We start from the raw sequence: 25,763 nt of genomic DNA on the forward strand, positions 1-25,763 counted from the left end.
CGGCAAGCGCTGAAATTGGGTAGAATCTGCCAACCTGAGCAAAATGATGATGAAAAAACCATCATTTTCCCTTTCAATTTTGTATGAGTCTAACCGCACCTTACTATGAAGAACATTCGTAACTTTTCGATTATTGCCCACATTGACCATGGTAAATCCACCTTATCAGATCGCCTGATTCAAGTTTGTGGAGGCCTTAGTGATCGCGAAATGGAAGCGCAAGTTCTTGATTCTATGGATCTTGAAAGAGAGCGTGGCATCACGATCAAATCTCAGAGTGTGACTCTAGACTACAAAGCAAATGATGGGGAAACCTATCAGCTGAACTTCATCGATACTCCAGGACACGTGGATTTTTCTTATGAAGTCTCTCGCTCTCTAGCGGCCTGTGAAGGTGCTTTGCTGGTGGTTGATGCAGGCCAGGGCGTTGAAGCGCAGACGCTAGCTAACTGTTATACCGCAATCGAAATGGATCTAGAGGTAGTGCCAATCTTGAATAAGATTGACCTTCCAGCCGCTGATCCTGAGCGTGTCGCAGAAGAAATCGAAGAGATCGTTGGTATTGATGCGATGGAAGCAACTCGCTGTTCTGCTAAGACAGGCGTCGGTGTTGATGAAGTTCTTGAGACCATCGTTAGCTCTATTCCAGCGCCAGAAGGTGATCCTGAAGGACCTCTGCAAGCGCTGATCATTGATTCATGGTTTGATAACTATCTTGGCGTTGTATCTCTAGTGCGTGTAAAACACGGTAAGCTTAAGAAGAACGACAAGATCAAAGTAATGAGTACAGGCCAAGTTTGGGGCATTGACCGTATCGGTATCTTTACGCCAAAACAGCTTGATACAACAGAACTGAATACCGGTGAGGTAGGTTGGGTTGTTTGTGGTATTAAAGACATCCTAGGTGCGCCAGTAGGCGATACCCTAACTCACGCTAAAGGCGGCTGTGAAAAAGCACTGCCTGGTTTCCAAAAAGTGAAACCACAGGTTTACGCGGGCCTATTCCCTGTATCCTCTGACGATTACGAAAACTTCCGTGATGCACTAGGTAAATTGAGCCTAAACGACGCGTCATTGTTCTATGAGCCAGAGAGTTCAGCCGCGCTAGGCTTTGGCTTCCGCTGTGGTTTCTTGGGTATGCTTCACATGGAAGTTATCCAAGAACGTCTAGAGCGTGAATACGATCTAGACCTTATTACTACGGCACCAACGGTAGTATACGAAGTGGTTAAGACCAGTGGTGATTTACTGTACGTTGATAGTCCAGCGAAGTTACCAGCGGTAAATGATCTTGAAGAGATCCGTGAGCCTATTGCTCGCTGTAACATCCTAGTACCATCAGACTACCTAGGTAATGTTATTACCCTTTGTGTTGAGAAGCGTGGTATTCAGGTTGATATGGTTTATCACGGAAATCAAGTTGCTCTTACTTACGATCTGCCAATGGCAGAAGTGGTACTAGACTTCTTTGACCGTCTAAAATCAACATCACGTGGTTATGCATCTCTAGACTACAATTTCCACCGCTACGCAGAGTCAAGCATGGTGCGTGTAGACGTATTGCTTAATGGCGATACCGTTGATGCATTGGCTATCATCACTCATAAAGACAACTCGCAAACACGCGGTCGTCAGTTGGTTGAGAAAATGAAGGAATTCATTCCTCGCCAGATGTTTGATATTGCTATTCAGGCTGCAATTGGTAACCATATTATCGCTCGTTCAACCGTTAAGCAGTTGCGTAAAAACGTAATCGCTAAATGTTACGGTGGTGATATAAGTCGTAAGAAAAAGCTTTTGAAGAAGCAGAAAGAAGGTAAGAAGCGTATGAAGCAAATCGGTAACGTTGAGCTTCCGCAAGAGGCCTTCCTAGCGATTCTTCACGTAGGCAAAGACTAACCATTAAAAATGGTTAAGTAAGAATTACAAAGTGAAAGGGTTAATGACCCTTTCACTTTCGTTGTTTTAGAAACAGTTAAATTTAAGGGATTTCAATGGCTAATACGTTTTCACTAATCCTAGTCTGTGTGACTTTGGTTACTGGTATTGTCTACGCTCTAGAAAAGTTCGTTTGGGCAAAGAAAAGAGCGGCCAAGGTGGCAGAGGTTGAGGCTCAAACAACGGGTTTGGACGATAAAACCAAGGCTAAGATTGCTCATCAGCCATGGTGGATTGAGAACAGTGTTTCTATTTTCCCTGTGATCGCCTTCGTGTTGGTATTGCGTTCGTTTATCTACGAACCCTTTCAGATCCCATCGGGCTCTATGATGCCAACCTTGCTGATTGGTGACTTCATCGTTGTTGAGAAATTCTCTTACGGCTTGAAAGACCCTGTATGGCGCAACCAGTTAGTTGAAACGGGCAAGCCAGAGCGCGGTGACGTAGCGGTCTTTAAATTCCCACCTCAACCAAACATTGACTACATTAAGCGAGTAATCGGCTTGCCGGGTGATACGGTTCGCTATACTCAAGATAAGAAACTTTGTATTAAGCCAAGTGGTGAGAAGCAATGTACGCCAGTGCCTCTAATCAACTATACGGAAAGTGAGTTTATACAAAATAACATCCCATTGATTCGTCTAGACGAAACCATGGGTGAACATCAGCACCAAATATTGGTGAATCCACTGCGTCAGGATAACGTAGCGGCGTATCAGCCTAGAGCTGGTGTTCGTGAATGGATTGTGCCACAAGGGCATTATTTCATGATGGGTGACAACCGTGATAACAGCGCAGATAGCCGTTATTGGGGCTTTGTTCCCGAAGCCAACCTAGTTGGTAAAGCAGTTGGAATATGGGTGAGCTTTGAGTTTGATCGCAGTGACGACAGCTTCCTGCCATCTTGGATTCCAACCGGTATCCGTTTAAACCGCATTGGCGGCATAGAGTAATCAGAGAGTATGACTTCTCAATTAGCTAGATTAGAAAAGAGCATTGGATACAAATTCAATGACTTAGATAAACTGAACTTGGCGCTGACCCACCGCAGCGCCAATGGCAAACATAATGAGCGACTGGAGTTTCTGGGCGATTCAATTTTAAGTTTTGTCATCACAGATGATTTGTACCACCGTTTCCCTAAGGTAAACGAGGGTGACATGAGTCGAATGCGTGCCACATTGGTAAGAGGTAAAACTCTGGCTGAACTCGCGCGTGAATTTGAACTCGGAGACTACTTAAAATTAGGTCCAGGTGAGTTGAAGAGTGGCGGATTCCGTCGTGACTCTATCCTTGCAGATGGGGTAGAAGCCATTATCGGAGCTATATACCTAGACAGCGGTACAGAGCCAGTGCGAGCGATTGTTCTTAGCTGGTACATGAGTCGCCTTGAGGCGATAGAACCTGGTGTATCGCAAAAAGACCCTAAGACACGTCTTCAGGAGTTCTTGCAAGGTCGTCGTAAGCCCTTACCGACTTACGACGTAACTAAGATTAAGGGTGAGGCTCACAACCAAGAGTTTACCGTTGATTGCGTAGTATCAGGTGTAGAAAGACCTTTTACGGGTAAAGGCACCAGTCGTCGCAAAGCTGAACAAGCTGCGGCTGAACTTGCGTTGGAGAAATTAACTAATGTCTAATCACGATCAGCCAGAAGATCAAGGTATCGACCTTGATGCGTACTTTGCTTCGCACAACCAAGAAAAAGCAACCTCTGTGGACAACCAACACTGTGGCTTTATCGCTATTGTGGGTCGACCTAACGTAGGTAAATCAACGCTTCTTAACCATATCCTTGGTCAGAAGATCTCGATTACCTCGCGTAAACCTCAGACAACTCGTCACCGTATTATGGGTGTAGACACTGACGGTGATTTTCAGGCTATCTTTGTGGATACCCCAGGGCTTCACATCGAAGAAAAGCGCGCGATCAACCGTTTGATGAACCGCGCAGCGAACAGTTCCTTGAGTGATGTAAACCTGGTATTTTTCTTGGTCGATGGCACCCACTGGACTGCTGATGATGAGATGGTGCTAAACAAGCTAAGAGCGGCAAACTTCCCTGTTGTATTGTGTGTGAATAAGGTTGATAAAGTACAAGACCGCAACCTTGTCATGCAGCACATGCAAGAGATGACGCAGAAGATGGACTTCGTTGATGTGGTGCCTATCTCTGCAAAACTAGGCAAGAACACCGACGTATTGCGCAAGCACGTTCGTGACTTCCTACCAAAGGCGACTCACCACTTCCCTGAAGAGTACGTAACAGACCGCTCTCAGCGCTTTATGGCCTCAGAGATCGTGCGTGAGAAATTAATGCGTTTCACTGGTGACGAGCTACCATACTCAGTGACTGTGGAAATCGAACGCTTTGATTACAACCCTGATAATGATGGTTTCCACATTAACGCTCTGATCCTCGTTGAGCGTAGTGGCCAGAAGAAAATGGTCATTGGTAAGGGTGGTGACAAGATAAAAACCATCGGACGAGAAGCTCGTTTAGATATGGAAGAGTTATTTGGTCGCAAGGTTTACCTAGAGACTTGGGTTAAGGTCAAATCTGGTTGGGCTGACGATGAGCGAGCACTTCGTTCATTGGGCTACATGGATGACCTATAAAGATTAAACTCAAAACTCCACCTTAGACGTGGAGTTTTTTATGGCATCAATACTATGTCGGTAATTGAAGGCTTCCAACGTTGCTTTGTATTGCATCGTCGTCCTTATACAGAATCTAGCTTGATCTTGGATGTCTTTTCTGAGGAATTTGGTCGTGTGACCATCCTGAGTAAAGGCGGCAGAAGCAAGCGCTCACCATTAAAAGGGGCCCTGCAACCCTTTACGCCTTTGCTGCTAAAGTGGTCGGGAGGCGGTTCGATGAAAACCCTTCGCCAAGCCGAACCCATTAGTCTCGGTTTACCTTTGAGTGGAGTAACTCTTTATTCAGCCATGTACATCAATGAAATCTTGGTGCGAGTGATTGCACAAGAGGTGCCCTATCCTGAGCTGTTTATTGACTATCTGCATGCGTTAACCGAGCTTGCTCAAGCCGATAACCCAGAACCCGCACTGCGCCGCTTTGAGCTCGCTTTGCTGAGTGCGCTTGGGTACGGCGTTGATTTTATGCACTGCTCGGGCACAGGCGAACCCATAGACCCTAAGATGACCTATCGTTACCGTGAGCAACAAGGCTTCATTGCATCGGTGCGAAAAGACAACCTAACCTTTATGGGGGAAGAGTTGATCGCCTTAAGTGAAAGACGTTTTACCTCAAAATCTCAGTTGAGCGCGGCAAAGCGCTTTACACGTATAGCCTTAAAGCCTTATCTTGGCGGAAAACCAATAAAAAGTCGGGAGTTATTTATGCCCCGAACACGGAGTATCGGAAAATGAATCCAATCTTACTTGGGGTCAATATCGACCACATTGCGACCCTACGAAATGCGCGTGGAACTAAGTACCCAGATCCAGTTCACGCAGCAGAAATTGCCGAACGTGCAGGTGCTGATGGCATCACCATTCACCTACGTGAAGACCGTCGCCATATCTTAGACAGAGACGTTCGCATCCTAGCTGAGACGATTCAGACTCGCATGAACCTTGAAATGGCCGTCACTGACGAGATGGTTGATATTGCCCTTAAGACTAAGCCAGAGTTCGTTTGCTTAGTTCCTGAAAAGCGTGAAGAGTTGACGACGGAAGGCGGTTTAGACGTAGTGGGTCAGTTCGACAAGATCAAAGCTGCTACAGAGAAACTGGCAGCAGCAGGCATCAAGGTATCACTGTTTATTGACCCAAATTCGAAGCAAATTGATGCATCGAAGGCTGCGGGCGCGCCTTTCATTGAGCTTCACACGGGTCACTATGCAGAAGCACAGACTGAAGAAGAGCAACACAAAGAGCTTAAGGTTATTGCCGAGGCTGCAACCTATGCATCAGGCTTAGGCATCACGGTAAATGCGGGACATGGTCTGACGTATCATAATGTTGGTCCTGTTGCGGCATTACCTGAGATCTATGAGCTCAACATCGGTCACTCGATTATGGGCCGTGCAGTATTTGATGGCTTGAACAAAGCGGTCGCTGACATGAAAGCCATCATGGATCAGGCTCGCAAGTAATGGCCATTGTTGGTTTAGGGACTGATATTGCAGAGATTGAGCGCGTAGAAAAGGCGCTCAATCGCACCGGTGTTAGTTTTGCTGAGCGCATTCTAACTGAGGTCGAGATGGAGCGGTTTCATCAGCTCACCTCAAAGGCTAAGTTTCTAGCCAAACGCTTTGCCGCCAAAGAAGCCGCCTCTAAGGCTTTAGGTACAGGCATAGCAAAAGGTGTGTCGTTCCAAGACTTTACCGTTAGTAATGACGCCTTGGGCAAACCGGTGCTACTGCTGTCGGGCAAGGCTCAAGAAATTTCCCAGCAGCTTGGCGTTGCGCATATTCACCTTTCAATATCTGATGAAAGGCACTACGCCGTCGCTACGGTCATTCTCGAGTGTTAACCCTGTAGGTACAAGCGAGCGGTCGTTTGTACTTTCTCCATTTCATCTTGAAGCTCTAACAACTCAGGCTCAATATCCTCAATGGTCTCTCCTGAGCGCAACATCTGTTCGAGCAACGCACAGGCCTTCTTAAGCTTAGGGACACCACAATAGCTACTACTACCATGCAGTTTATGAATATGGTGGATAAGGTCTTCTCGTGAGCCTAACTGCTCATCAATTGCTTGCTCCACAATCTCATTCACCTCTGGAATGTAATCCACGAGCATCTGCAGCATCTCTTTGGCTAAATCTTCCTTGTTAGCGGATTGAGCCAAGGCCGCTCGCCAGTCAATGATGACGTCGCTGCTTGGCGTAGAGACTACTTCTGGTGCAGAGACTGCAACTGGCTCATCAATTGGGTTTCCACCCCAATGATTGAGTACCTTGAGCAGGACTCGCTCTTCAATAGGTTTGGTGAGGTAGTCGTCCATACCCGCTTGCAGCAATCTATCGCGCTCACCACTCATCGCATGAGCAGTCACCGCAATGATAGGCGTATCTTTGTTGGTTGCCTTTTGCTTAATGGCTTGGCAAGCTGCCACACCATCTAACCCTGGCATCTGAATATCCATTAAGATCAAATCAAAGTGGGTGCGAGTGGCCTCGTCGACGGCGCTCTGACCGTTGGAGCAGGTTATGACTGACTCTACGTGTTCATCTAGCAAGGCGCTGATGAGTTTTAGGTTGGCAGGGTTGTCGTCAACGGCCATCACTTTAAGTGGTAGTTTCTCAAGCAACAGAGGCTCGGGTTTTTCGTAGATAGGCACACTGCTGTCTTGGCCGCGTAGCATCGCCTGCATGATCTTGGTACGTGTCAGTGGCTTGATAATACAGGTCACAGAATGCTGAGCCATCAAGGTTTCAGATAGGGCTAGCTGATTACTTGGCAGACCAATAATAACGTTCGGGCAAACCGCTTTAGCTTGATAGATAAACTCGACCAGTTCTGCCTCTCCCATGATCTCATTCACTGGAACGTTATAGATAATATAATCATGAGGGGTAATGGACTCAGGAATCGCCGAGCGATACTGAGTAACAATACTTTCTTGGGTTAACAGTTGTTGCAGTACATTGGCCGCTTGCAGGTTTTGCTCAATTAGCAGCACTTCCTTGCCACGAATATCTGTAAGATCGATCTGTTCAAGTGGCAAGTCGGTGGTATTGAGGCGAATAGTGAACCAGAAGGTTGAGCCTTGGTGCAGACGACTGGTTAGGCTGATCTCACCGCCCATTTGGCGCACCAGTTTCTGGGTAATGACAAGGCCAAGACCTGTACCACCATAGCGTCTTGAGATGCTGGCATCCGCTTGGCTAAATGCTTGGAACAGTTGGGCTTGCTGGCGCTCAGAGATACCGATACCGCTATCTTTGACCATAAACTGGATCTCAACTTGATCTTCTTTTTGTGTTCGAAGTTCAATGCTGACGTCAATGTTGCCGCGTTCGGTAAATTTAACTGCATTACCCACTAAGTTAGTCAGTACTTGCTGAATGCGTAATGAATCGCCTACCACCCCAGCCGGGATCTTAGGGTCGATCTTCAGGGTTAACTCGAGTCCTTTTTCGTGCGCACTTGGGGCCTGCAGATTGACCACTTCTTCCAGAGATTCTTGGAAATCAAATGGGATATTTTCTAGAAGCAGTTTACCCGCCTCAAGTTTAGAGAAGTCTAAGATGTCATTGATAATGCTAAGTAAATTGTTGGCTGAACGCTCGATAGTTAACAGGTAATCGGTTTGGCTATGCGACAAATTGGTCTTGAGCATTTGACGAGTAAAGCCGATCACGCCATTGAGCGGTGTTCTTAATTCGTGTGACATATTGGCTAAGAACTCAGACTTCACGCGCGCGGCTTCTTGAGCGCGTTTCTTAGCAATATCCAGCTCAACGTTTTGGATCTCCAACTGCTCTAAGGTTTCACGAAGATCGGAAGTCGCTTGGTCGATACTGTGCTGCATCTCTATATGGTATTCAGAGAGCGACATTGCCATGGAATTGATACCGTTCTTCAGTGAATTAAGCTCACCATGCATTTTGCCTTCAATACGTACGTCTAACTGTCCGCGTCGAATTCGGTCCACACTATTTTTGAGGTGGGTAATCGGCGCAGTAATATCTTGCATTAATCGATAGGCGAAAAAGGCGGATAGCCCTACGCCAAGGAACATCACAACCAGCGCTACCACGATCTCTTGATACTGTTGCAGCCTCAAGCTAGAGAGATCCAGCTCTATGGCGATGTAGCCCAACACTTGATTACTTTCTTTTGAGTCTGCTTGAGGCGCGACAAATTGGGCCTCGGCGATGACTGGCGTTCTGATAATCAGCTTGGTATCAATTAACTGAACGGTGCTGTGCAGTGGAATGGGCTCTGATTGTGGGAACATCAGGCTTTGGAAATTAGGATGAAAGTTTGAGGTAACAAATAGTTCGTGATTGGCATCGAATACTGCGATACTTCGCACCACATCTGAGCGCTTGCGATGGCTGTAACTGATCAGCCTTCTCACCGCTTCGCGATTTTGCTGTAACATGGCAAATTCACTGGCAATCGCCAGAGGTTCCACAATGTTGGTACCGGCGGTGATCAATTGCGCTTCAAGGTCGTTGTATCGATTTGAAGTAAAGAACACGCTCAACAACATCCCAACGATGAGTGTTGGGGCGAGAGTCAATGTTATTACGCGTGCGCGAAGTCCGTATCTTGTCATGTTTTATTAATGTGCCGGATGTGAAAAAATAAGCCTTCAAAGGCTTTTGAGTTTCCTAAACTTGAACCTAAGTCTAAATCATTGAAATTAAAATTGCTTCCCAAGAACTCTGTCAGACTGAAAACTCAGTCAAAAGCTTGATGCATGACCGTTAAAACTTACTAGGCACACCTCTATGGCTAACTTTTACAAACCGCAAAAAAATAACAACCGTACCCAAAAGCACTTGAGTCTGACCATCGAAAAATACGACTTTCAGGGAGCAGGGATGGCATACGCCCAAGGAAAGCCGGTGTTCATTTCTGGAGCCTTGGTGGGTGAAGAAGTGGTATGTCAGCCTGTAGAAAGCAAAGCGAAGTTCATAAAGGCTAAATTAATCAAAGTATTAAAGGCCAGTGATGAGCGTGTGGCGGCATTTTGCCCGCACTTTCAGCAATGTGGTGGGTGTACCTTGCAGCATATGCCATACGAGCAGCAGTTAGAGGTGAAGCAACAAGCCTTCTCTAAGGTGATGTCTAAGGTTGCACCGCACCAAGAATTAGAAGCGCCGATAGTGGGAAATAGTAAAAGCTATCGTCGTAGAGCGCGTATTAGCCTGCTGTGGGATACCAAAAAGAGCAAATTACATTTTGGCTTCAGAGAAGGGCAGAGCAAAAATATAGTGACCGTTAGTCAGTGCCCCGTGCTAGCCGATTCTCTTGCCGGTCTATTTCCTGAAATGAAGACTCTCTTAGAAGGGTTATCTCAACCTAAGATTCTTGGTCACCTAGAACTGGTAGAAGCGGACAATACTAAGGTTATCTTACTTCGCACTAGTGCTGAACTAAGAGCGAAAGACAGCAAAGCAGTGTTAGATTTTGCCCAGCAGAATAACCTTACCTTGTATCTTCATGAGGGGCAGAGCAAGCCGAAAAAACTGTGCGGCGAATCACCAAGGTGCGATGAGACTGGCTTCGAGTTGGATTTCTTGCCTACCGATTTTATTCAGGTTAATCGCTCTGTGAATCAGCAGATGGTTTCTCAAGCTATCGAATGGCTTGATGTGAACGAGAATGAAAGAGTGCTGGATCTGTTCAGTGGCGTTGGCAACTTTACCTTCCCACTCAGTGCTAAGGCAAAAGCGGTGGTTGGCATTGAGGGGGTCGATGAGATGGTCTCTAGAGCGAGTGACAATGCGAAGACGCTGGGCATAGATACGGCTGAATTTTATCAAGCTAACCTTGCAGAGCTTACCGGAAAGGAAGGCTGGGCAACGGAGCGCTTTGATAAAATCCTTCTGGATCCTGCCAGAGCGGGCGCTGCGGGTGTGGTGGAAAAGCTCTCTTCATTTGAGGCTTCGCGCATCGTGTATGTATCTTGTAACCCTGCGACTCTAGCCCGTGATAGTGAATCTTTACTTGAGCAAGGCTATAAGGTGGTGAAAATGAGAATTTTAGATATGTTCCCACATACTGGGCATCTAGAATCCATGGTGTTATTTGAGAAATGACGCAAATTTCCAAATTTTGCTAAACAGCTGAATCGCCCTAGGGGTATACTGTTGCAAGAAATGTACGAGAGTAAAATCATAGTTATTTAGGGACGAAATATGGTTGCGGTACGCAGTGCGCACATAAAAAAGGATGAAGAGTTTAACCTTGATGGCTGGATAGGCAGTCTAAAGCAAGGGCAAAAAACCGAGAACAAGCTGCGCAAGCTGTACATCGATTGTGAAGAGATGCTAGCAAGTCATGAGCAAAAGGAATTATTGCTATGGCGTGGGCGTGAGATGATCGAAATATTGATCACTCTATCTATGGATAGAGCGACCCTGCTTGCAGCGCAATTATTCCCAGTTGTCTCTAGTGGTTTATTTGACACCGAAGAGCTTAAAGAGCGTTACGGCCAAGAGATCATGAAATTGATCGAAGGCGTTGAAGAGATGGCCGCCATTGGCCAACTAAACGCCTCCTTAGAGAGCAGTAGCGCTTCTTCCCAGATTGATAACGTTAGACGCATGTTGCTGGCTATGGTGGATGATTTCCGCTGTGTCATCATTAAGCTCGCCGAGCGGATCTGTAATTTACGTGAAGTGAAAAACGCCCCAGATGAAGTGCGCCAAGCCGTTGCTAAAGAGTGTGCCAACATCTATGCACCGCTTGCTAATCGCCTGGGTATTGGTCAGCTAAAATGGGAAATCGAAGACTACGCGTTTCGCTATCAAAATCCGACTACCTATAAAAAAATTGCCAAGCAATTAGCTGAACGACGCATAGACCGCGAGCGCTACATCACCGAATTTGTTGATGATCTCGGATCAGAAATGAAGCGCACCAATATTAATGCTGAGGTAAGTGGTCGTCCGAAACACATCTTTAGTATCTGGCGTAAGATGCAGAAGAAAAAGCTCGCCTTTGATGAGCTTTTTGATGTGCGTGCAGTGCGAATCATTGCTGACCAACTGCAAGATTGTTACGGCGCTCTAGGCATCGTACACACCAAATATAAGCACCTTCCCGGTGAGTTCGATGACTATGTCGCGAACCCAAAACCTAACGGCTATCAATCTATTCATACCGTTGTGCTTGGGCCTGAAGGCAAAACCATAGAGATTCAAATCCGTACCAAGCAAATGCATGAAGACTCTGAGCTTGGTGTCGCGGCCCACTGGAAATACAAAGAGGGCAGTTCAGGTGGTCGCAGTGGCTACGATGAGAAGATTACTTGGCTGCGCAAACTGCTTGATTGGCAAGAAGAGATGTCGGATTCCGGTGAGATGCTGGACGAGTTGCGCTCTCAAGTGTTTGATGATCGCGTTTATGCCTTTACCCCTCGTGGTGATGTAGTCGACCTGCCGATGGGGGCGACGCCTCTCGACTTTGCTTACCACATTCACTCTGAGGTAGGGCACCGTTGTATTGGCGCTAAGGTCGCAGGAAGAATCGTACCGTTTACCCATCAATTGGAAATGGGCGATCAGGTTGAGATCATCACGCAAAAAGAGCCAAATCCCTCTCGAGATTGGCTAAACCCATCATTAGGTTTTGTTCACTCAAGCCGCGCTCGTGCCAAGATAAATGCTTGGTTTAGAAAACAAAGTCGAGAGAAGAACATCGATGCGGGTAAAGAGATCCTAGAAGTTGAACTGGCTAAGATTGGCGCTAATTTAAAAGACGCTGACCTCTACGCCTTGAAACGCTTTAACGTCAATTCAGCTGATGAGTTGTATGCTGGGATCGGCAGTGGTGACTTGCGTATTAACCAAGTGGTTAATCACATCAATGCCCTAGTCAACAAGCCAACAGCGGAAGAGGAAGATAAGCAAGCCCTTGAAAAGCTTAAGAGTGTAGACTCGACAGCGCCGATTGAGAGCAAGCCACACAAAGACGCGGTGGTGGTTGAAGGGGTTGATAATCTCATGACCCACTTGGCGCGCTGTTGTCAGCCGATACCGGGTGACCGAATCAGTGGTTACATTACACAAGGTCGCGGTATCTCTGTGCATCGCAGTGATTGTGACCAACTCAACGAGCTAAGGCATCATGCCCCAGAACGAATCATAGATACGGTATGGGGAAGTGGTTTTGTTGGCTCGTTTATTCTGACCTTGAGAGTGGAAGCGCTAGAGCGCACAGGTCTGTTAAAGGACATTACTACCTTGATTACTAACGAAAAGCTCAAGGTAGCGAGTATGCGTTCACGCACCGATCACAAGCGCCAAATGTCGATTATGGATCTCGATGTTCAAGTGAACAGTGTTGAAATTAGCTCTCGGGTTCAATCTCGAATCGAGCAGATCAAAGACGTTATCTCCGTCAAACGTCTTGGCTAACCCATCTAACAAGCCCCTGAAAAGGGGCTTTCTTTTTTGAATGTGAATTGGAAATATTATGTCAGCTTCAAACTCCATCGAACAATTGCTATCCATAATGGCCACGCTCCGTGACCCTGAACAGGGTTGCCCATGGGACAAAAAGCAGAGCTTTGACACTATCGTTCCCCATACCATTGAAGAAACTTATGAAGTGGTCGATGCCATTCAAAATCAAGACTGGGATAATCTAAAAGAAGAGCTGGGCGACCTACTTTTTCAAGTGATTTTCTACTCGCAAATGGCAAAAGAGCAGCAACTGTTTGATTTTGAAGATGTGCTAGAAGTGCTCAATGAAAAACTTATGCGCCGTCATCCGCATGTTTTTTCTGACGAGAAGTTTGCCAATGAACAAGAAATAAATGACAACTGGGAAGCCGAAAAAGCGAAAGAGAAAGCTCGTTCGGGCAATGTTGAAAAAAGTATTCTAGACTCTGTACCTAAGTCTTTACCTGCACTGAGTCGTGCCAACAAAATTCAAAAACGTTGTGCTAAACATGGCTTTGATTGGGACACCATAGGGCCTGTGGTAGACAAGGTGCATGAAGAGGTGCAAGAGGTGCTCGATGAAGCCTTGCAAGTAACTGTTGTGCAAGAGAAAGTCGAGGATGAATTGGGTGATCTTTTGTTCGCTACAGTGAACCTAGTTAGGCACCTAAATTGCAACCCAGAGGTCGCTCTGGGCAAGGCAAACAACAAATTTGAAAGACGCTTTAGAGCAGTAGAAAAAAAGGTTCAAGAACAAGGTCGCAAGCTAGATGATTGTGACCTTGAGTATCTTGATTCTTTGTGGGATTTAGTAAAACAAGATGAGCGGAAGTAAAATTGGCTTTAGAAGATTGAATTGATTTGAAGCAAAAAATAAAAAAAATGCCTGTGATAAGTTTCACGTTGTGGCGATAAAGGGCTTCTGGTATATTTGCATCCCGTCCAGAAGATATCCATTTCCCTCATTCAACCAATTTCAGGTTAAACATGACGACAAATTACATTTTTGTTACTGGCGGGGTTGTTTCCTCACTCGGTAAAGGTATTGCAGCAGCATCTCTTGCGGCTATTTTAGAAGCTCGTGGTCTTAAAGTGACCATGATGAAGCTTGACCCTTACATCAACGTTGATCCGGGTACAATGAGCCCAACTCAGCATGGTGAAGTGTTTGTCACGGAAGATGGCGCTGAAACTGACCTTGACCTTGGTCACTATGAGCGATTCATTCGCACCAAGATGACTAAGCGTAACAACTTTACAGCGGGTCGTGTTTATTCAGACGTTCTAGCAGCAGAGCGTCGTGGCGACTACCTAGGCGCGACCATTCAGGTTATCCCTCACATCACTAACGCTATCAAAGACCGTGTAATCGCGGGCTCTGAAGGCCATGATGTAGCGATCGTTGAAGTCGGTGGCACCGTGGGCGATATCGAATCACTACCATTTATGGAAGCGATTCGTCAGCTAGCTGTTGAACTAGGCCGTGAACGCGCTATGTTCATGCACCTAACGCTGGTACCTTACCTAGCGGCAGCGGGCGAAGTGAAAACAAAACCAACCCAGCACTCAGTGAAAGAGTTGCTTTCGATTGGTATCCAACCTGATATTCTTGTTTGTCGCAGTGACCGTATGGTTCCTGCAAACGAGCGCAAGAAAATTGCTTTGTTCTGTAACGTACAAGAGAAAGCAGTTATCTCAATGAAAGACGTAGATTCTATCTACAAGATCCCTCAGCTTATCAAGGCACAAGGTCTAGACGATCTAGTTTGTACTCGTTTCGGCATTAATGCGCCAGAAGCAGACTTGTCTGAGTGGGAACAAGTAATCTACGAAGAAGCAAACCCAACAGGTGAAGTGGTCATCGGTATGGTCGGTAAATACATCGAACTACCAGATGCTTATAAGTCTGTGAACGAAGCATTGAAGCATGCAGGGTTGAAAAACCGTCTCAACGTCCACATTAAGTATGTGGACTCTCAAGATGTTGAGAGCAAGGGCGAAGAAGCACTTGCTGGTTTAGATGCAATTCTAGTACCAGGTGGCTTTGGCGACCGTGGTGTTGAAGGTAAGATTCGTGCTGCACAATACGCTCGTGAGAACAACATCCCGTACCTAGGTATCTGCCTTGGTATGCAGGTAGCGCTGATTGAATTCGCGCGAAATGTTGCTAACCTCGCTGATGCGCATTCAACAGAATTTAACAAAGAAACACCAAACCCTGTGGTAGGCTTGATCACCGAATGGGTTGATAAAGAAGGTAACGTTGAAGAGCGTACCGAAACCTCTGACCTTGGTGGTACAATGCGCCTTGGCTCTCAGCTATGTCACCTAGAGAAGGGCACTAAAGCCTATGAACTCTACGGCAGCGCTAAGATCCACGAGCGTCACCGTCACCGTTATGAGGTGAACAACAATTTACGTCCGTTGATCGAGAAAGCTGGTCTTAAAGTATCAGGTCTATCAGCAGACAAAAAATTGGTGGAAGTTATCGAGAACCCTGCGCACCCTTGGTTCGTGGCGGCTCAGTTCCACCCAGAATTCACTTCGACACCACGTGATGGGCACCCATTATTCGCTGGTTTCGTTAAAGCGGCTGGTCAATTCCAACGCGGTGAATTCGACAAGTAAAGGAATGCAGGGGTGTTGAGCGGAGATGTATAGCACCCCTTAAAATTGACATTTTTTTGATTATAAGAGGAAACATTTAATGTCTAAGATCGTTAAAGTTCTAGGTCGTGAAATTATCGACTCACGTGGTAACCCAACTGTAGAAGCTGAAGTACACCTAGAAGGCGGTTTCGTAGGTATGGCTGCTGCACCATCTGGCGCATCTACTGGTTCTCGCGAAGCTCTTGAGCTACGTGACGGCGACAAAGCACGTTTCCTAGGTAAAGGTGTTCTTAAAGCTGTTGACGCTGTAAACGGCGAAATCGCTACTGCTCTAGCTGGCAAAGACGCTAAAGACCAAGTTGCTATCGACCAAGTGATGATCGACCTAGACGGTACTGAAAATAAGTCTAAGTTCGGTGCTAACGCAATCCTTGCTGTTTCTCTTGCTAACGCAAAAGCAGCTGCTGCAGCTAAAGGCATGCCTCTTTTTGAGCACATCGCTGAGCTAAACGGCACTCCAGGTCAATTCTCTATGCCTCTACCAATGATGAACATCATCAACGGTGGCGAGCACGCTGATAACAACGTTGACATCCAAGAGTTCATGATCCAACCAGTTGGTGCTAAAACTCTTAAAGAAGCTCTACGTATCGGCGCTGAAGTATTCCACAACCTAGCTAAAGTTCTTAAGGCAAAAGGCCTAAGCACTGCAGTTGGTGATGAAGGTGGCTTCGCTCCTAACCTTGAGTCTAACGCTGCTGCTCTAGCTGCTATCCAAGAAGCTGTAGAAGCTGCTGGTTACGTACTAGGTAAAGACGTTACTCTTGCTATGGACTGTGCTGCTTCTGAGTTCTTCGACAAAGAAACTGGCAAGTACAACATGAAAGGCGAAGGCAAAATCTTCACTTCTGAAGAATTTAACTTCTACCTGCAAGACCTTGCTAACCAATACCCAATCGTATCTATCGAAGACGGTCTTGACGAATCAGATTGGGCTGGCTTCAAGCACCAAACTGAACTTCTAGGCGACAAGCTTCAACTAGTTGGTGACGATCTATTCGTTACAAACACTAAGATTCTAGCTCGTGGTATTGAAGAAGGCATCACTAACTCAATCCTAATCAAGTTCAACCAAATCGGTTCACTTTCAGAGACTCTAGCTGCAATCAAGATGGCTAAAGATGCTGGTTTCACAGCAGTTATCTCTCACCGTTCTGGCGAAACTGAAGACGCAACTATCGCTGATCTAGCGGTAGGTACTGCTGCAGGCCAAATCAAAACTGGTTCTATGAGCCGTTCTGACCGTGTTGCTAAGTACAACCAACTTCTTCGCATCGAAGAAGCTCTAGGTGAGCGTGCACCTTACAACGGTCTTAAAGAAGTTAAAGGCCAAGCTTAATTATTAGCTTAGCTTGAAGCTTATAGCTTTCGGCTGTTAGCTTTAAATCATAAACACCTCGCGTTTGCGGGGTGTTTTTTTTTGTATTTTTCTTGTCATTAAGTTTGATGCGTGTCGTCTATTACACGAATATGTTATAAATATTAACTAACTAAGGTTAGCCGGGTTCTTGGGCTGAAAGGCTATGAGAGTCAGTTATTAGAGAAGGATTCTTTCGTGCGTGTATTTTCCGTATTGCTGTTTGGTTTACTGGTGCTGATGCAAGCAAAGCTGTGGGCCGGTAAAAATGGCGTTAACGATTATCGCCAGGTTCAAGATGAGATTGCAATTCAAAGCTCAGTGAACTCGGAGCTACGCAAGCGCAACGATGAGATGTTTGCTGAGATTGACGACCTAAGACAAGGACTTGATGCCATCGAAGAGCGAGCTCGCCATGAACTCGGAATGGTGAAAGAAGGTGAAACCTTCTACCGTATTATCGATTCGGACTAATTTTGTATAACCGGTTCTCAACTTGAATAAATATATCGCTATTGTCCCTGCTGCCGGTGTTGGCAGTCGAATGCAGGCAGATCGACCGAAGCAGTATCTCATGCTGCACGGAAAAACTATCTTAGAACACACAGTAGAAAAACTGCTATCGCACCCTGCCATTTCTGAGGTAGTGATTGCTGTGAGTGCAGAGGATGAATATTTCTCTGAGACGACTATCGCGAACCACCCACTAGTGACTCGTGTTGCAGGTGGAAAAGAGCGTTGCGACTCAGTATTGAATGCTTTGGATTATCTCAAACAACAAGACTATCAAGAGTGGGTGTTGGTGCATGATGCTGCAAGACCGAATGTGAATCATGAGGATATCACAACGCTCATTGAACACGGGCGCAAACATCAAGTGGGCGCTATTTTGGCGGCAAAGGTGCGCGATACCATGAAGCGTTCATCGCAGGCTAACGAGATCAAAAACACCGTCGATCGCGTGAACCTTTGGCATGCCTTAACGCCGCAAATGTTCCGCTGCTATCCACTGCAGCAAGCCCTGCAGTCGGCTTTGAATAATCACTCTCAAGTGACTGACGAAGCCTCCTGTATGGAGCTGATAGGGCTATCACCACTTCTTGTTGAAGGACGCGCGGATAACCTCAAGGTAACCCAGCCAGAGGATTTAGCCTTGGCTGAATTCTATTTAAGACCTACGATTCAGGAGCAGTTATGATCCGTATTGGACACGGCTTTGATGTACACAAATTTGGCGGCGAAGGCCCCGTTATCATAGGCGGTGTTGCTGTTCCTTATGAACAAGGCCTAGTTGCTCACTCTGATGGTGATGTGGCGCTACATGCCGTATGCGACGCATTGCTTGGCGCTATTGCAGCGGGAGATATTGGCCATCACTTTCCTGATACGGATGATAAGTGGAAAGGCGCAAACAGCCGCGAGTTACTCAAAGATGTATACCGACGTGTGCAAGAGCTTGGGTATGTACTGGGCAATCTCGATGTCACTATCATGGCACAAGCGCCTAAAATGGCGCCGCATATTCAAAGTATGCGAGAAGCGATTGCGCAAGACCTGCAGACTGAGCTTGGCAACGTCAACGTAAAAGCAACAACAACAGAGCGTTTGGGCTTTACCGGACGTAAAGAAGGGATCGCGGTGGAAGCCGTGGTTCTGATTCAACATTCTAACTAGAGGCGCACTCCAGACTATGAGTGACATACTATCAAATCTTGCTTACCAACACGGTAAGCCAACCGCTAAAGCCAAACTTAAAGCTAAAGCTGAACATTTTGTAGTGAAAGAAGATCTTGGCTTTGAGTTATTAGGCACTGGCGAGCATTTGATGTTACGTGTTCGCAAAACTGGCGAGAACACCAGTTTTGTAGCAAATGAGTTAGCTAAATTCTGTGGCGTTAAGTCTAAAGACGTTAGTTGGGCTGGCTTGAAAGACCGCCATGCTGTCACTGAGCAATGGCTAAGTGTGCACCTTCCAAAAAGCGATGACTTGGATTTCGCACTATTTACAAAAATGCATCCAAGTGTCGAGATCTTAGAAATAACTAGGCACAACAAGAAACTTCGCCCTGGTGATTTAAAGGGGAATTTTTTCGAGCTCACCTTAAGTGAAGTGACGGACGTAGTGGCAGTTGAAGCACGCTTGCAGGCTATTTTAGAAAGTGGTGTGCCAAATTACTTTGGTGCACAGCGCTTTGGAAACAACGGCAACAACCTTGATGAAGCTCGTCGCTGGGGCCGAGATAACGTTCGCACTCGAAATCAAAACAAACGTAGCTTATATCTCTCAACAGCACGCTCATGGATCTTTAATCAGATTGTCTCTGAGCGCCTAAACCAAGAGTGTTTTGACTCAGTTATTGCTGGTGATGTGCTCTCTGAGTCGGGTGAAGTTACCGCAGCTTTAGCCGGTGATAATGCACTGCCAACCTTAGACACTGCACTAGAGATAGAGCAGGCTGCTGTAGATGCAGAACCCGATCTAATGGCTTTGATCCGCGGCAATCGCATGCGTCATGACCGCAGAGCCATTAAATTGCTACCTGAGCAACTGAGTTGGGAAAGCAGTAACGATGAAGTAGTAGTGAAATTCTGGCTGGATTCAGGCTGTTTCGCTACCTCTATCATGCGAGAGGTAATTGAAGAGATTCCTTTCGAACGTTCGTTTGATTAAGAGTACCTAAGTTTAATGAAGATTCTTTTAAGTAATGATGATGGCGTACATGCCGAAGGTATTCGAGTTCTAGCTGAGGAGCTAAAACAGATTGCAGACGTAATCATTGTGGCACCAGACAGAAACCGCAGCGGCGCGTCAAACTCACTGACGTTGGAAAATCCTCTTAGGGTGAATGAGATTGCCCCTAATGTTCATTCCGTGCAGGGAACGCCAACGGACTGCGTGCACTTTGCCTTGAATGAGCTAATGAAAGACGATTATCCAGACTTGGTATTGAGTGGTATCAACCATGGTGCAAACCTAGGTGATGATGTGCTGTATTCTGGAACCGTTGCAGCGGCAATGGAAGGGCACTTTCTTGGCGTGCAATCTATTGCATTGTCTTTGGTTGGAAACACACATTTTAATACCGCGGCTAAGATAGCGCGCCAGTTGGTGGAGCAGCACCAGCGTCAACCTATACCAACCAATAGACTGCTTAACGTAAATATTCCTGATGTTGCCTGGGAAGACCTCGGTGACATTAAGGTCACTCGCTTAGGCGCGAGGCATCATGCAGAAAACATGATTAAGCAACTCGATCCTAGGGGAAAGCAGATCTACTGGCTTGGTCCTCCGGGTAAAGAGCAAGATGCAGGAATTGGCACTGACTTTTATGCACTTGAGCAGAAAAAGATCTCTATCACACCTCTACAAGTAGACCTGACTGCGCATGAGTCTCTGCCTAGTATGAATAAGTGGTTGAAAGGATCGTAGATGGGACATTATCAAGCTCAACGTTTGTCAGAGCATTTGCAGCAGTTGGGCATACGAGACTCTGCTGTGTTGAAGGCGATGGCTAATCTGCCGAGAGAATCATTTTTATCTGAGGCAATGAGACATCAGGCCTATGATAATAACGCCCTGCCTATCGGTAATGGGCAAACCATCTCTCAGCCTTATATTGTCGCAAGAATGACAGAACTATTGGAACTGGATTACACCTCTAAGGTCTTAGAAGTGGGAACAGGCTCAGGTTATCAGACAGCGGTGTTAGCACAGTTGGTTGAACGTGTGCATACCATTGAGCGCATTAAAACGCTGCAGTGGGATGCAAAGCGTCGCTTGTCTAAGCTCGATATTTATAATGTGTCATCGAAATATGGTGATGGTTGGAAAGGGTGGGGCGCACATGCACCATTTGACGCTATTATTGTAACAGCGGCAGCAGCGGAGCTTCCCCAAGCTCTTGTTGACCAGTTGGCGGTTGGCGGACGACTGATCATTCCAATTGGAGACTCACAGCAACAATTATTGAAAATTGTGAAGCATGAGTCTGGAGTTCAGTCTGAGATTATAGAAGATGTACGATTTGTGCCTTTAGTTCAGGGAGAGCTAGCTTAGGTTTATGGATAAGATTTTGCGTTCGATCATTGGGATTGCTCTGATAGCAGCCTTAGTAGGTTGCGCCCCTAGCGGATTTTCTGCCAAAAATCGTGATTATAAGCAACTCGATCGTGGTAGCTTTCGAGGCAGTTTTTATGAGGTAGATAAGGGCGATACCCTTTACTACATCGCTTATATTACGGATCGCAACGTCAATAATCTTATCCGCTTTAACAATCTTAAAGCACCTTATACCCTGCGTGTCGGCCAGAGAATTAAGCTTTGGCACCCTGATTATAAAGATACAACTCCGGCTTATAGTTCAAGTAAACCTGTTGCTGTAGCTCAAACTTCCACTACAAAGAGTCCTCCACCTGCGCAGAGTACAGCACAAAATTCGGGACAGACTTCGACAAATCCACAAAAAAGTGCTACCGCAAAGGTTGATCAGCAGTCCACAAAGGAGTATGTTGGTTCTAAACAAAGTGTTAACAGTGTCGCAACATCGAAACCGCCAGCAAATAAAGCGGTCTCGTCATGGGAGTGGCCAACTAAAGGAAGAGTCGTCAGCAAGTTCTCATCAGGAGAACAAGGCAATAAAGGGATTGATATAGCAGGTCAACGTGGCCAATCGGTTATCTCAACTGCCAGTGGTAGTGTGGTTTATTCCGGTAGCGCCCTTCGTGGTTATGGCAACCTTATTATTGTTAAACATAATGATGATTACCTTAGTGCTTATGCTCACAACGATAGTTTGTTGGTCCATGAAGGACAGACAGTATCGGCGGGGCAAAAGATTGCAACCATGGGTAGCTCTGGCACTAGCGGCGTTAAACTGCACTTTGAGATTAGGTATCAAGGAAAATCCGTTAACCCGGAAAGATATTTACCCTAACTGATGGCATTAAAAGCGGTAATGCCAACCTGTTGAGCCATTGGAGGCGCTATGAGTATGGATAACACTGCAGCAAAAGTGGAAGACCTAACAGAAGAAAAAGTTAGTGCGGAAGTAGAAGAAAGTAGCATTGTTGAAAAGGTAGAAACTCAGGTAAAAGAAGAGTTTGATGCCTCAACAAAGAATCTAGACGCAACTCAACTTTATCTAGGCGAAATCGGCTTCTCCCCACTACTAACAGCAGAAGAAGAGGTTCTGTACGCAAGACGAGCACTTCGCGGAGACGAAGCAGCGCGCAAGCGTATGATTGAAAGTAACTTGCGTCTGGTTGTTAAGATCTCTCGTCGTTATAGCAATCGTGGCTTAGCTCTATTAGACCTAATTGAAGAGGGTAACCTTGGTCTAATTCGCGCCGTAGAAAAATTCGATCCTGAACGTGGCTTCAGATTCTCAACCTACGCAACTTGGTGGATTCGACAAACCATCGAACGTGCCTTGATGAACCAAACCCGCACAATTCGCTTGCCGATCCACGTGGTTAAAGAGCTGAACATTTACCTGAGAACGGCTCGTGAGTTATCTCAGAAGCTTGACCATGAACCAACAGCCGAAGAGATTGCTCAGCAACTGGATAAGCCAGTAGATGATGTCAGCAAAATGCTACGCCTTAATGAGCGTGTGAGCTCAGTAGATACCCCAATTGGTGGTGACGGTGATAAGGCATTGCTTGATATCATTCCTGACATCAACAACTCAGACCCTGAAGTGTCCACTCAAGATGACGATATTAAGCACTCTCTTATCGATTGGCTTGATGAACTCAATCCAAAACAGAAAGAAGTACTTGCTCGTCGCTTTGGCTTGCTTGGCTATGAACCGTCTACGTTAGAAGAGGTAGGCCGTGAAATTAACCTAACTCGTGAACGCGTACGTCAGATCCAAGTTGAGGGTCTCCGTCGATTGCGTGAGATTCTATTGAAGCAAGGACTGAATATGGAGTCGCTGTTTAACTTCGACAGTGAATAACACTCTATAAGTACCCAATAAAAAGGTCAGCATTCGCTGACCTTTTTGTTTTAGCTCCTAGCTTCTAGCTCCTAGCTTGAAGCTTGAAGCTCGAAGCTTGAAGCTGACATCTGACAGCTTGTTTTTACATCATCTTCTTCAACCGATACAGCGCTTCCAAAGCTTGTCTTGGTGTCAGATCATCAGGATCAATGGCGCCCAACGCGAGCTCTACGTCACTTGGCTCTGGGATCAAGCTAAGCTGATTGGCAATCTCTACACTACTTGGGTTGTTTGCTTGTGGTTGGTGGCTAAGCTGCTCTAGTAAGTTGAGTTTTTGTCTCGCTTGCTTGATGACAGGCTTAGGTACACCTGCTAACCCAGCCACTGCTAGACCATAAGACTTGCTGGCAGCGCCTTCTTGTACTGCGTGCATAAAGGCAATGTCATCGCCGTGCTCTACTGCATCAAGATGCACGTTTGCCAATCCTGTTAGCTGAGCAGGTAACTCCGTTAATTCAAAGTAGTGGGTGGCAAATAGGGTAAGAGCACTGATCTGGTTCGCCAGCCATTCCGCGCTAGCCCATGCCAAAGATAGTCCGTCATAGGTACTGGTTCCTCGCCCAATCTCATCCATCAACACTAAGCTTCGGTTGGTGGCATTGTGCAAGATATTCGCTGTTTCCGTCATTTCCACCATGAAGGTGGAGCGCCCTGAGGCCAGATCGTCGGAAGCACCAATGCGGGTGAATATACGATCAAGCAAGCCAATATCTGCAGACTCTGCAGGAACATAAGAGCCAATATGAGCAAGCAGCGCAATCAAGGCCGTTTGACGCATATAGGTGGATTTACCCCCCATGTTCGGGCCTGTAATGATCAGCATTTTACGTTTAGGGTGAAGCTCAATAGGATTGGCAATGAACGGGTCTTCTAGTACCTGCTCTACAACGGGATGTCGGCCGTTAGTAACGGATAATCCGATGTCACTTTTAATGGTTGGGCGGCAGTATTCTAAGGTTTCCGCGCGCTCAGCAAGGTTTTGCAATACGTCAATCTCAGAGACGGCAGACGACAGCAGTTGCAGCTTATTAAGGTGAGGCAATATCAGGTCAAATAACTCTTCCCACAATGCCTTTTCAGCCGCTAGAGCCTTAGATTTAGAGTTAAGTACCTTGTCTTCGTGCTCTTTTAGCTCGGGAATAATGTAGCGCTCAGCATTCTTCAGCGTTTGACGACGAATGTAGTGAGGCGGCACAAGGTGGCTTTGCCCACGACTGACTTGAATGTAAAAGCCGTGAACGGCGTTGTAGCCTACCTTCAAGGTATCTATGCCGTGTCGCTCTCGCTCGTCGGATTCAAGTTTCTCTAGGTACTCAGTAGCGCCATTAGCAAGATCGCGCCATTGGTCAAGCTCTTCGTTATACCCCTCAGCGAGTACGCCGCCATCACGAATGACCACAGGTGGGTTCTCTTTGATTGCTCGCTCTAACAGTTCACATAAACTGTCTAGAGGTTTCGCATCGTTGGATAAACCTTTCAGGTGCGGATTCACTAAGCTTTCTAGTGTTGTTTCTAGTTCCGGCAACTGTTGCAGTGCGGTGCGTAGACGAGCGAGATCGCGCGGCCTAGCAGAGCGAATCGCCAATCGGGCGATAATACGCTCAATGTCGCCAATCTGTTTTAAGGTTTGGCTCAGCTCGGGGAAAAGCCCCTGCTCAATTAACTCGGAAATTGCGTCCAAGCGACTATTCAGCACTGAGACTTCACGAGTAGGTTGATGCAGCCAACGCTTAAGCATACGACTGCCCATGGCTGTCGCGGTATGATCCAATACCTCAGCTAGGGTATTATCAAGGCCACCGGATAAGTTTTGCGTGATCTCTAGATTGCGTCTTGTGGCGGCATCTAGGATAACCGAGTTATCTTGCCTCTCCATTGTGATCGAACGGATATGTGGCATAGCGGTGCGCTGCGTATCTTTGACGTATTGAATCAGGCAGCCTGCGGCGCAAAGGCCCAGCTCTGCTTTTTCAACGCCAAATCCCACTAAGTCTTTTGTACCAAACTGGATGTTCAACTGCTGCTTTGCTGTTTGTAACTCAAACTCCCAAACGGGTCTACGACGGTTGCCATGACGACCTTCCATTAGGTGCACTGGCGCGAAGTCTTCTGGAAATAGCAGCTCTTTAGGGCTGGTTCGCTGCAGCTCTGCGAGCATCGCTTCTTCGGTTTGTGGTTCACATATTAAGAAGCGGCCAGAGGTAATATCTAAAGTGGCATAACCAAACTTGTCATCGTGCTGGTAGATAGCGGCAATCAGGTTATCTACACGTTCTGCTAGCAAGGCTTCATCGGTAACGGTACCTGGGGTAATGATACGAACGACCTTACGCTCAACGGGACCTTTTGACGTAGCAGGGTCGCCAATTTGCTCGCATATAGCCACAGACTCACCCAATTGAACCAGCTTGGCTAAGTAGCCTTCAACAGCATGAAAAGGCACGCCGGCCATTGGGATAGGTTCGCCCGCAGATGCGCCGCGTTTGGTTAACGAGATATCGAGCAGCTGAGAGGCGCGCTTTGCATCATCATAAAACAATTCATAGAAGTCACCCATGCGGTAAAAAAGCAGGATCTCAGGGTTCTCTGCTTTGAGCTTGTGATATTGCTGCATCATTGGGGTGTGTTTTGGCTTTGATTTTACCGACATAATCACTTCTGTTGCTTTTCATTATTTCTATAGAGGCTTAGGATAAATGAT

General features: G+C 46.5%; 22 protein-coding genes. 20 read left to right on the forward strand and 2 right to left on the reverse strand.

Annotation, left to right across the window (positions count from 1 at the left end; genetic code table 11):
• Positions 1 to 105: 105 nt before the first annotated feature.
• The 7 genes from lepA to acpS all read left to right on the forward strand — a co-directional run bounded on the left by lepA (position 106) and on the right by acpS (position 6,439).
• Complete coding sequence (lepA, locus tag OCU35_RS02290; protein ID WP_065210217.1) at positions 106 to 1,899, forward strand: translation elongation factor 4; 1,794 nt, start codon at positions 106 to 108, stop codon at positions 1,897 to 1,899.
• 95 nt (positions 1,900 to 1,994) lie between these two features.
• The gene (gene lepB / locus OCU35_RS02295) at positions 1,995 to 2,891 is read left to right on the forward strand and encodes a signal peptidase I (protein WP_065210216.1); all 897 of its coding nucleotides are present in this window, start codon (positions 1,995 to 1,997) and stop codon (positions 2,889 to 2,891) included.
• A 9-nt stretch (positions 2,892 to 2,900) separates the two neighbouring features.
• Positions 2,901 to 3,578, forward strand: a complete 678-nt coding sequence (gene rnc / locus OCU35_RS02300) for a ribonuclease III (RefSeq protein WP_017027179.1) — start codon at positions 2,901 to 2,903, stop codon at positions 3,576 to 3,578.
• Complete coding sequence (gene era / locus OCU35_RS02305; protein ID WP_017027180.1) at positions 3,571 to 4,557, forward strand: GTPase Era; 987 nt, start codon at positions 3,571 to 3,573, stop codon at positions 4,555 to 4,557. Before rnc ends, era begins: the two co-directional genes overlap by 8 nt.
• A gap of 54 nt (positions 4,558 to 4,611) precedes the next feature.
• The gene (gene recO, locus OCU35_RS02310; RefSeq protein ID WP_261825583.1) at positions 4,612 to 5,331 is read left to right on the forward strand and encodes a DNA repair protein RecO; all 720 of its coding nucleotides are present in this window, start codon (positions 4,612 to 4,614) and stop codon (positions 5,329 to 5,331) included.
• Positions 5,328 to 6,059, forward strand: a complete 732-nt coding sequence (gene pdxJ / locus OCU35_RS02315) for a pyridoxine 5'-phosphate synthase (protein ID WP_017242926.1) — start codon at positions 5,328 to 5,330, stop codon at positions 6,057 to 6,059. Before recO ends, pdxJ begins: the two co-directional genes overlap by 4 nt.
• Positions 6,059 to 6,439, forward strand: coding sequence for a holo-ACP synthase (gene acpS / locus OCU35_RS02320; protein ID WP_065599899.1), 381 nt, complete (start codon positions 6,059 to 6,061; stop codon positions 6,437 to 6,439). Before pdxJ ends, acpS begins: the two co-directional genes overlap by 1 nt.
• Here acpS and barA read toward each other — a convergent pair.
• The gene (barA, locus tag OCU35_RS02325; protein WP_261825584.1) at positions 6,436 to 9,195 is read right to left on the reverse strand and encodes a two-component sensor histidine kinase BarA; all 2,760 of its coding nucleotides are present in this window, start codon (positions 9,193 to 9,195) and stop codon (positions 6,436 to 6,438) included. The two genes, acpS and barA, sit on opposite strands and share 4 nt — an antisense overlap.
• A gap of 175 nt (positions 9,196 to 9,370) precedes the next feature.
• On the opposite strand from barA, the gene rlmD reads away from it, so the two are divergent.
• The 13 genes from rlmD (at position 9,371) to rpoS (ending at position 23,020) form a co-directional block, all read left to right on the forward strand.
• Complete coding sequence (gene rlmD / locus OCU35_RS02330; RefSeq protein ID WP_102381174.1) at positions 9,371 to 10,684, forward strand: 23S rRNA (uracil(1939)-C(5))-methyltransferase RlmD; 1,314 nt, start codon at positions 9,371 to 9,373, stop codon at positions 10,682 to 10,684.
• Between the two features lie 99 nt (positions 10,685 to 10,783).
• Positions 10,784 to 13,006: a GTP diphosphokinase gene (gene relA / locus OCU35_RS02335; protein ID WP_261825585.1), complete on the forward strand. Its 2,223-nt coding sequence runs from the start codon at positions 10,784 to 10,786 to the stop codon at positions 13,004 to 13,006.
• A 58-nt stretch (positions 13,007 to 13,064) separates the two neighbouring features.
• The gene (gene mazG, locus OCU35_RS02340; protein WP_065210214.1) at positions 13,065 to 13,868 is read left to right on the forward strand and encodes a nucleoside triphosphate pyrophosphohydrolase; all 804 of its coding nucleotides are present in this window, start codon (positions 13,065 to 13,067) and stop codon (positions 13,866 to 13,868) included.
• 152 nt (positions 13,869 to 14,020) lie between these two features.
• Entirely contained in the window at positions 14,021 to 15,661 is a 1,641-nt protein-coding gene (locus OCU35_RS02345; RefSeq protein ID WP_065599902.1) for a CTP synthase, read from the forward strand.
• A 79-nt stretch (positions 15,662 to 15,740) separates the two neighbouring features.
• The gene (eno, locus tag OCU35_RS02350) at positions 15,741 to 17,042 is read left to right on the forward strand and encodes a phosphopyruvate hydratase (RefSeq protein ID WP_017032796.1); all 1,302 of its coding nucleotides are present in this window, start codon (positions 15,741 to 15,743) and stop codon (positions 17,040 to 17,042) included.
• A gap of 216 nt (positions 17,043 to 17,258) precedes the next feature.
• Positions 17,259 to 17,534 carry a cell division protein FtsB gene (ftsB, locus tag OCU35_RS02355; protein ID WP_017027190.1) on the forward strand — a complete coding sequence of 92 codons (276 nt, stop codon included), beginning with the start codon at positions 17,259 to 17,261 and terminating at the stop codon, positions 17,532 to 17,534.
• A 22-nt stretch (positions 17,535 to 17,556) separates the two neighbouring features.
• The gene (gene ispD / locus OCU35_RS02360; protein WP_261825586.1) at positions 17,557 to 18,258 is read left to right on the forward strand and encodes a 2-C-methyl-D-erythritol 4-phosphate cytidylyltransferase; all 702 of its coding nucleotides are present in this window, start codon (positions 17,557 to 17,559) and stop codon (positions 18,256 to 18,258) included.
• Positions 18,255 to 18,734 (forward strand): 2-C-methyl-D-erythritol 2,4-cyclodiphosphate synthase, encoded by a 480-nt coding sequence (gene ispF, locus OCU35_RS02365; protein ID WP_017032794.1) that lies wholly within the window; start codon positions 18,255 to 18,257, stop codon positions 18,732 to 18,734. Before ispD ends, ispF begins: the two co-directional genes overlap by 4 nt.
• 16 nt (positions 18,735 to 18,750) lie before the next feature.
• Positions 18,751 to 19,731 (forward strand): tRNA pseudouridine(13) synthase TruD, encoded by a 981-nt coding sequence (truD, locus tag OCU35_RS02370; protein ID WP_017032793.1) that lies wholly within the window; start codon positions 18,751 to 18,753, stop codon positions 19,729 to 19,731.
• Positions 19,732 to 19,746: 15 nt separating this feature from the next.
• A complete protein-coding gene (surE, locus tag OCU35_RS02375; protein WP_065599903.1) occupies positions 19,747 to 20,490 on the forward strand; it encodes a 5'/3'-nucleotidase SurE in 744 nt (247 codons plus the stop codon).
• Positions 20,491 to 21,117 carry a protein-L-isoaspartate(D-aspartate) O-methyltransferase gene (locus tag OCU35_RS02380; protein WP_017027195.1) on the forward strand — a complete coding sequence of 209 codons (627 nt, stop codon included), beginning with the start codon at positions 20,491 to 20,493 and terminating at the stop codon, positions 21,115 to 21,117.
• Positions 21,118 to 21,121: 4 nt separating this feature from the next.
• A complete protein-coding gene (gene nlpD, locus OCU35_RS02385) occupies positions 21,122 to 21,994 on the forward strand; it encodes a murein hydrolase activator NlpD (RefSeq protein ID WP_017032791.1) in 873 nt (290 codons plus the stop codon).
• A 51-nt stretch (positions 21,995 to 22,045) separates the two neighbouring features.
• A complete protein-coding gene (rpoS, locus tag OCU35_RS02390; RefSeq protein ID WP_017032790.1) occupies positions 22,046 to 23,020 on the forward strand; it encodes an RNA polymerase sigma factor RpoS in 975 nt (324 codons plus the stop codon).
• A 124-nt stretch (positions 23,021 to 23,144) separates the two neighbouring features.
• On the opposite strand, the gene mutS is transcribed toward rpoS, so the two are convergent.
• On the reverse strand, positions 23,145 to 25,712 hold the full coding sequence (gene mutS, locus OCU35_RS02395; protein ID WP_261825587.1) for a DNA mismatch repair protein MutS: 2,568 nt from the start codon (positions 25,710 to 25,712) through the stop codon (positions 23,145 to 23,147).
• Positions 25,713 to 25,763: the final 51 nt, after the last annotated feature.

Source organism: Vibrio breoganii (assembly GCF_024346795.1).
GTDB classification, from domain to species: Bacteria; Pseudomonadota; Gammaproteobacteria; order Enterobacterales; family Vibrionaceae; genus Vibrio; species Vibrio breoganii.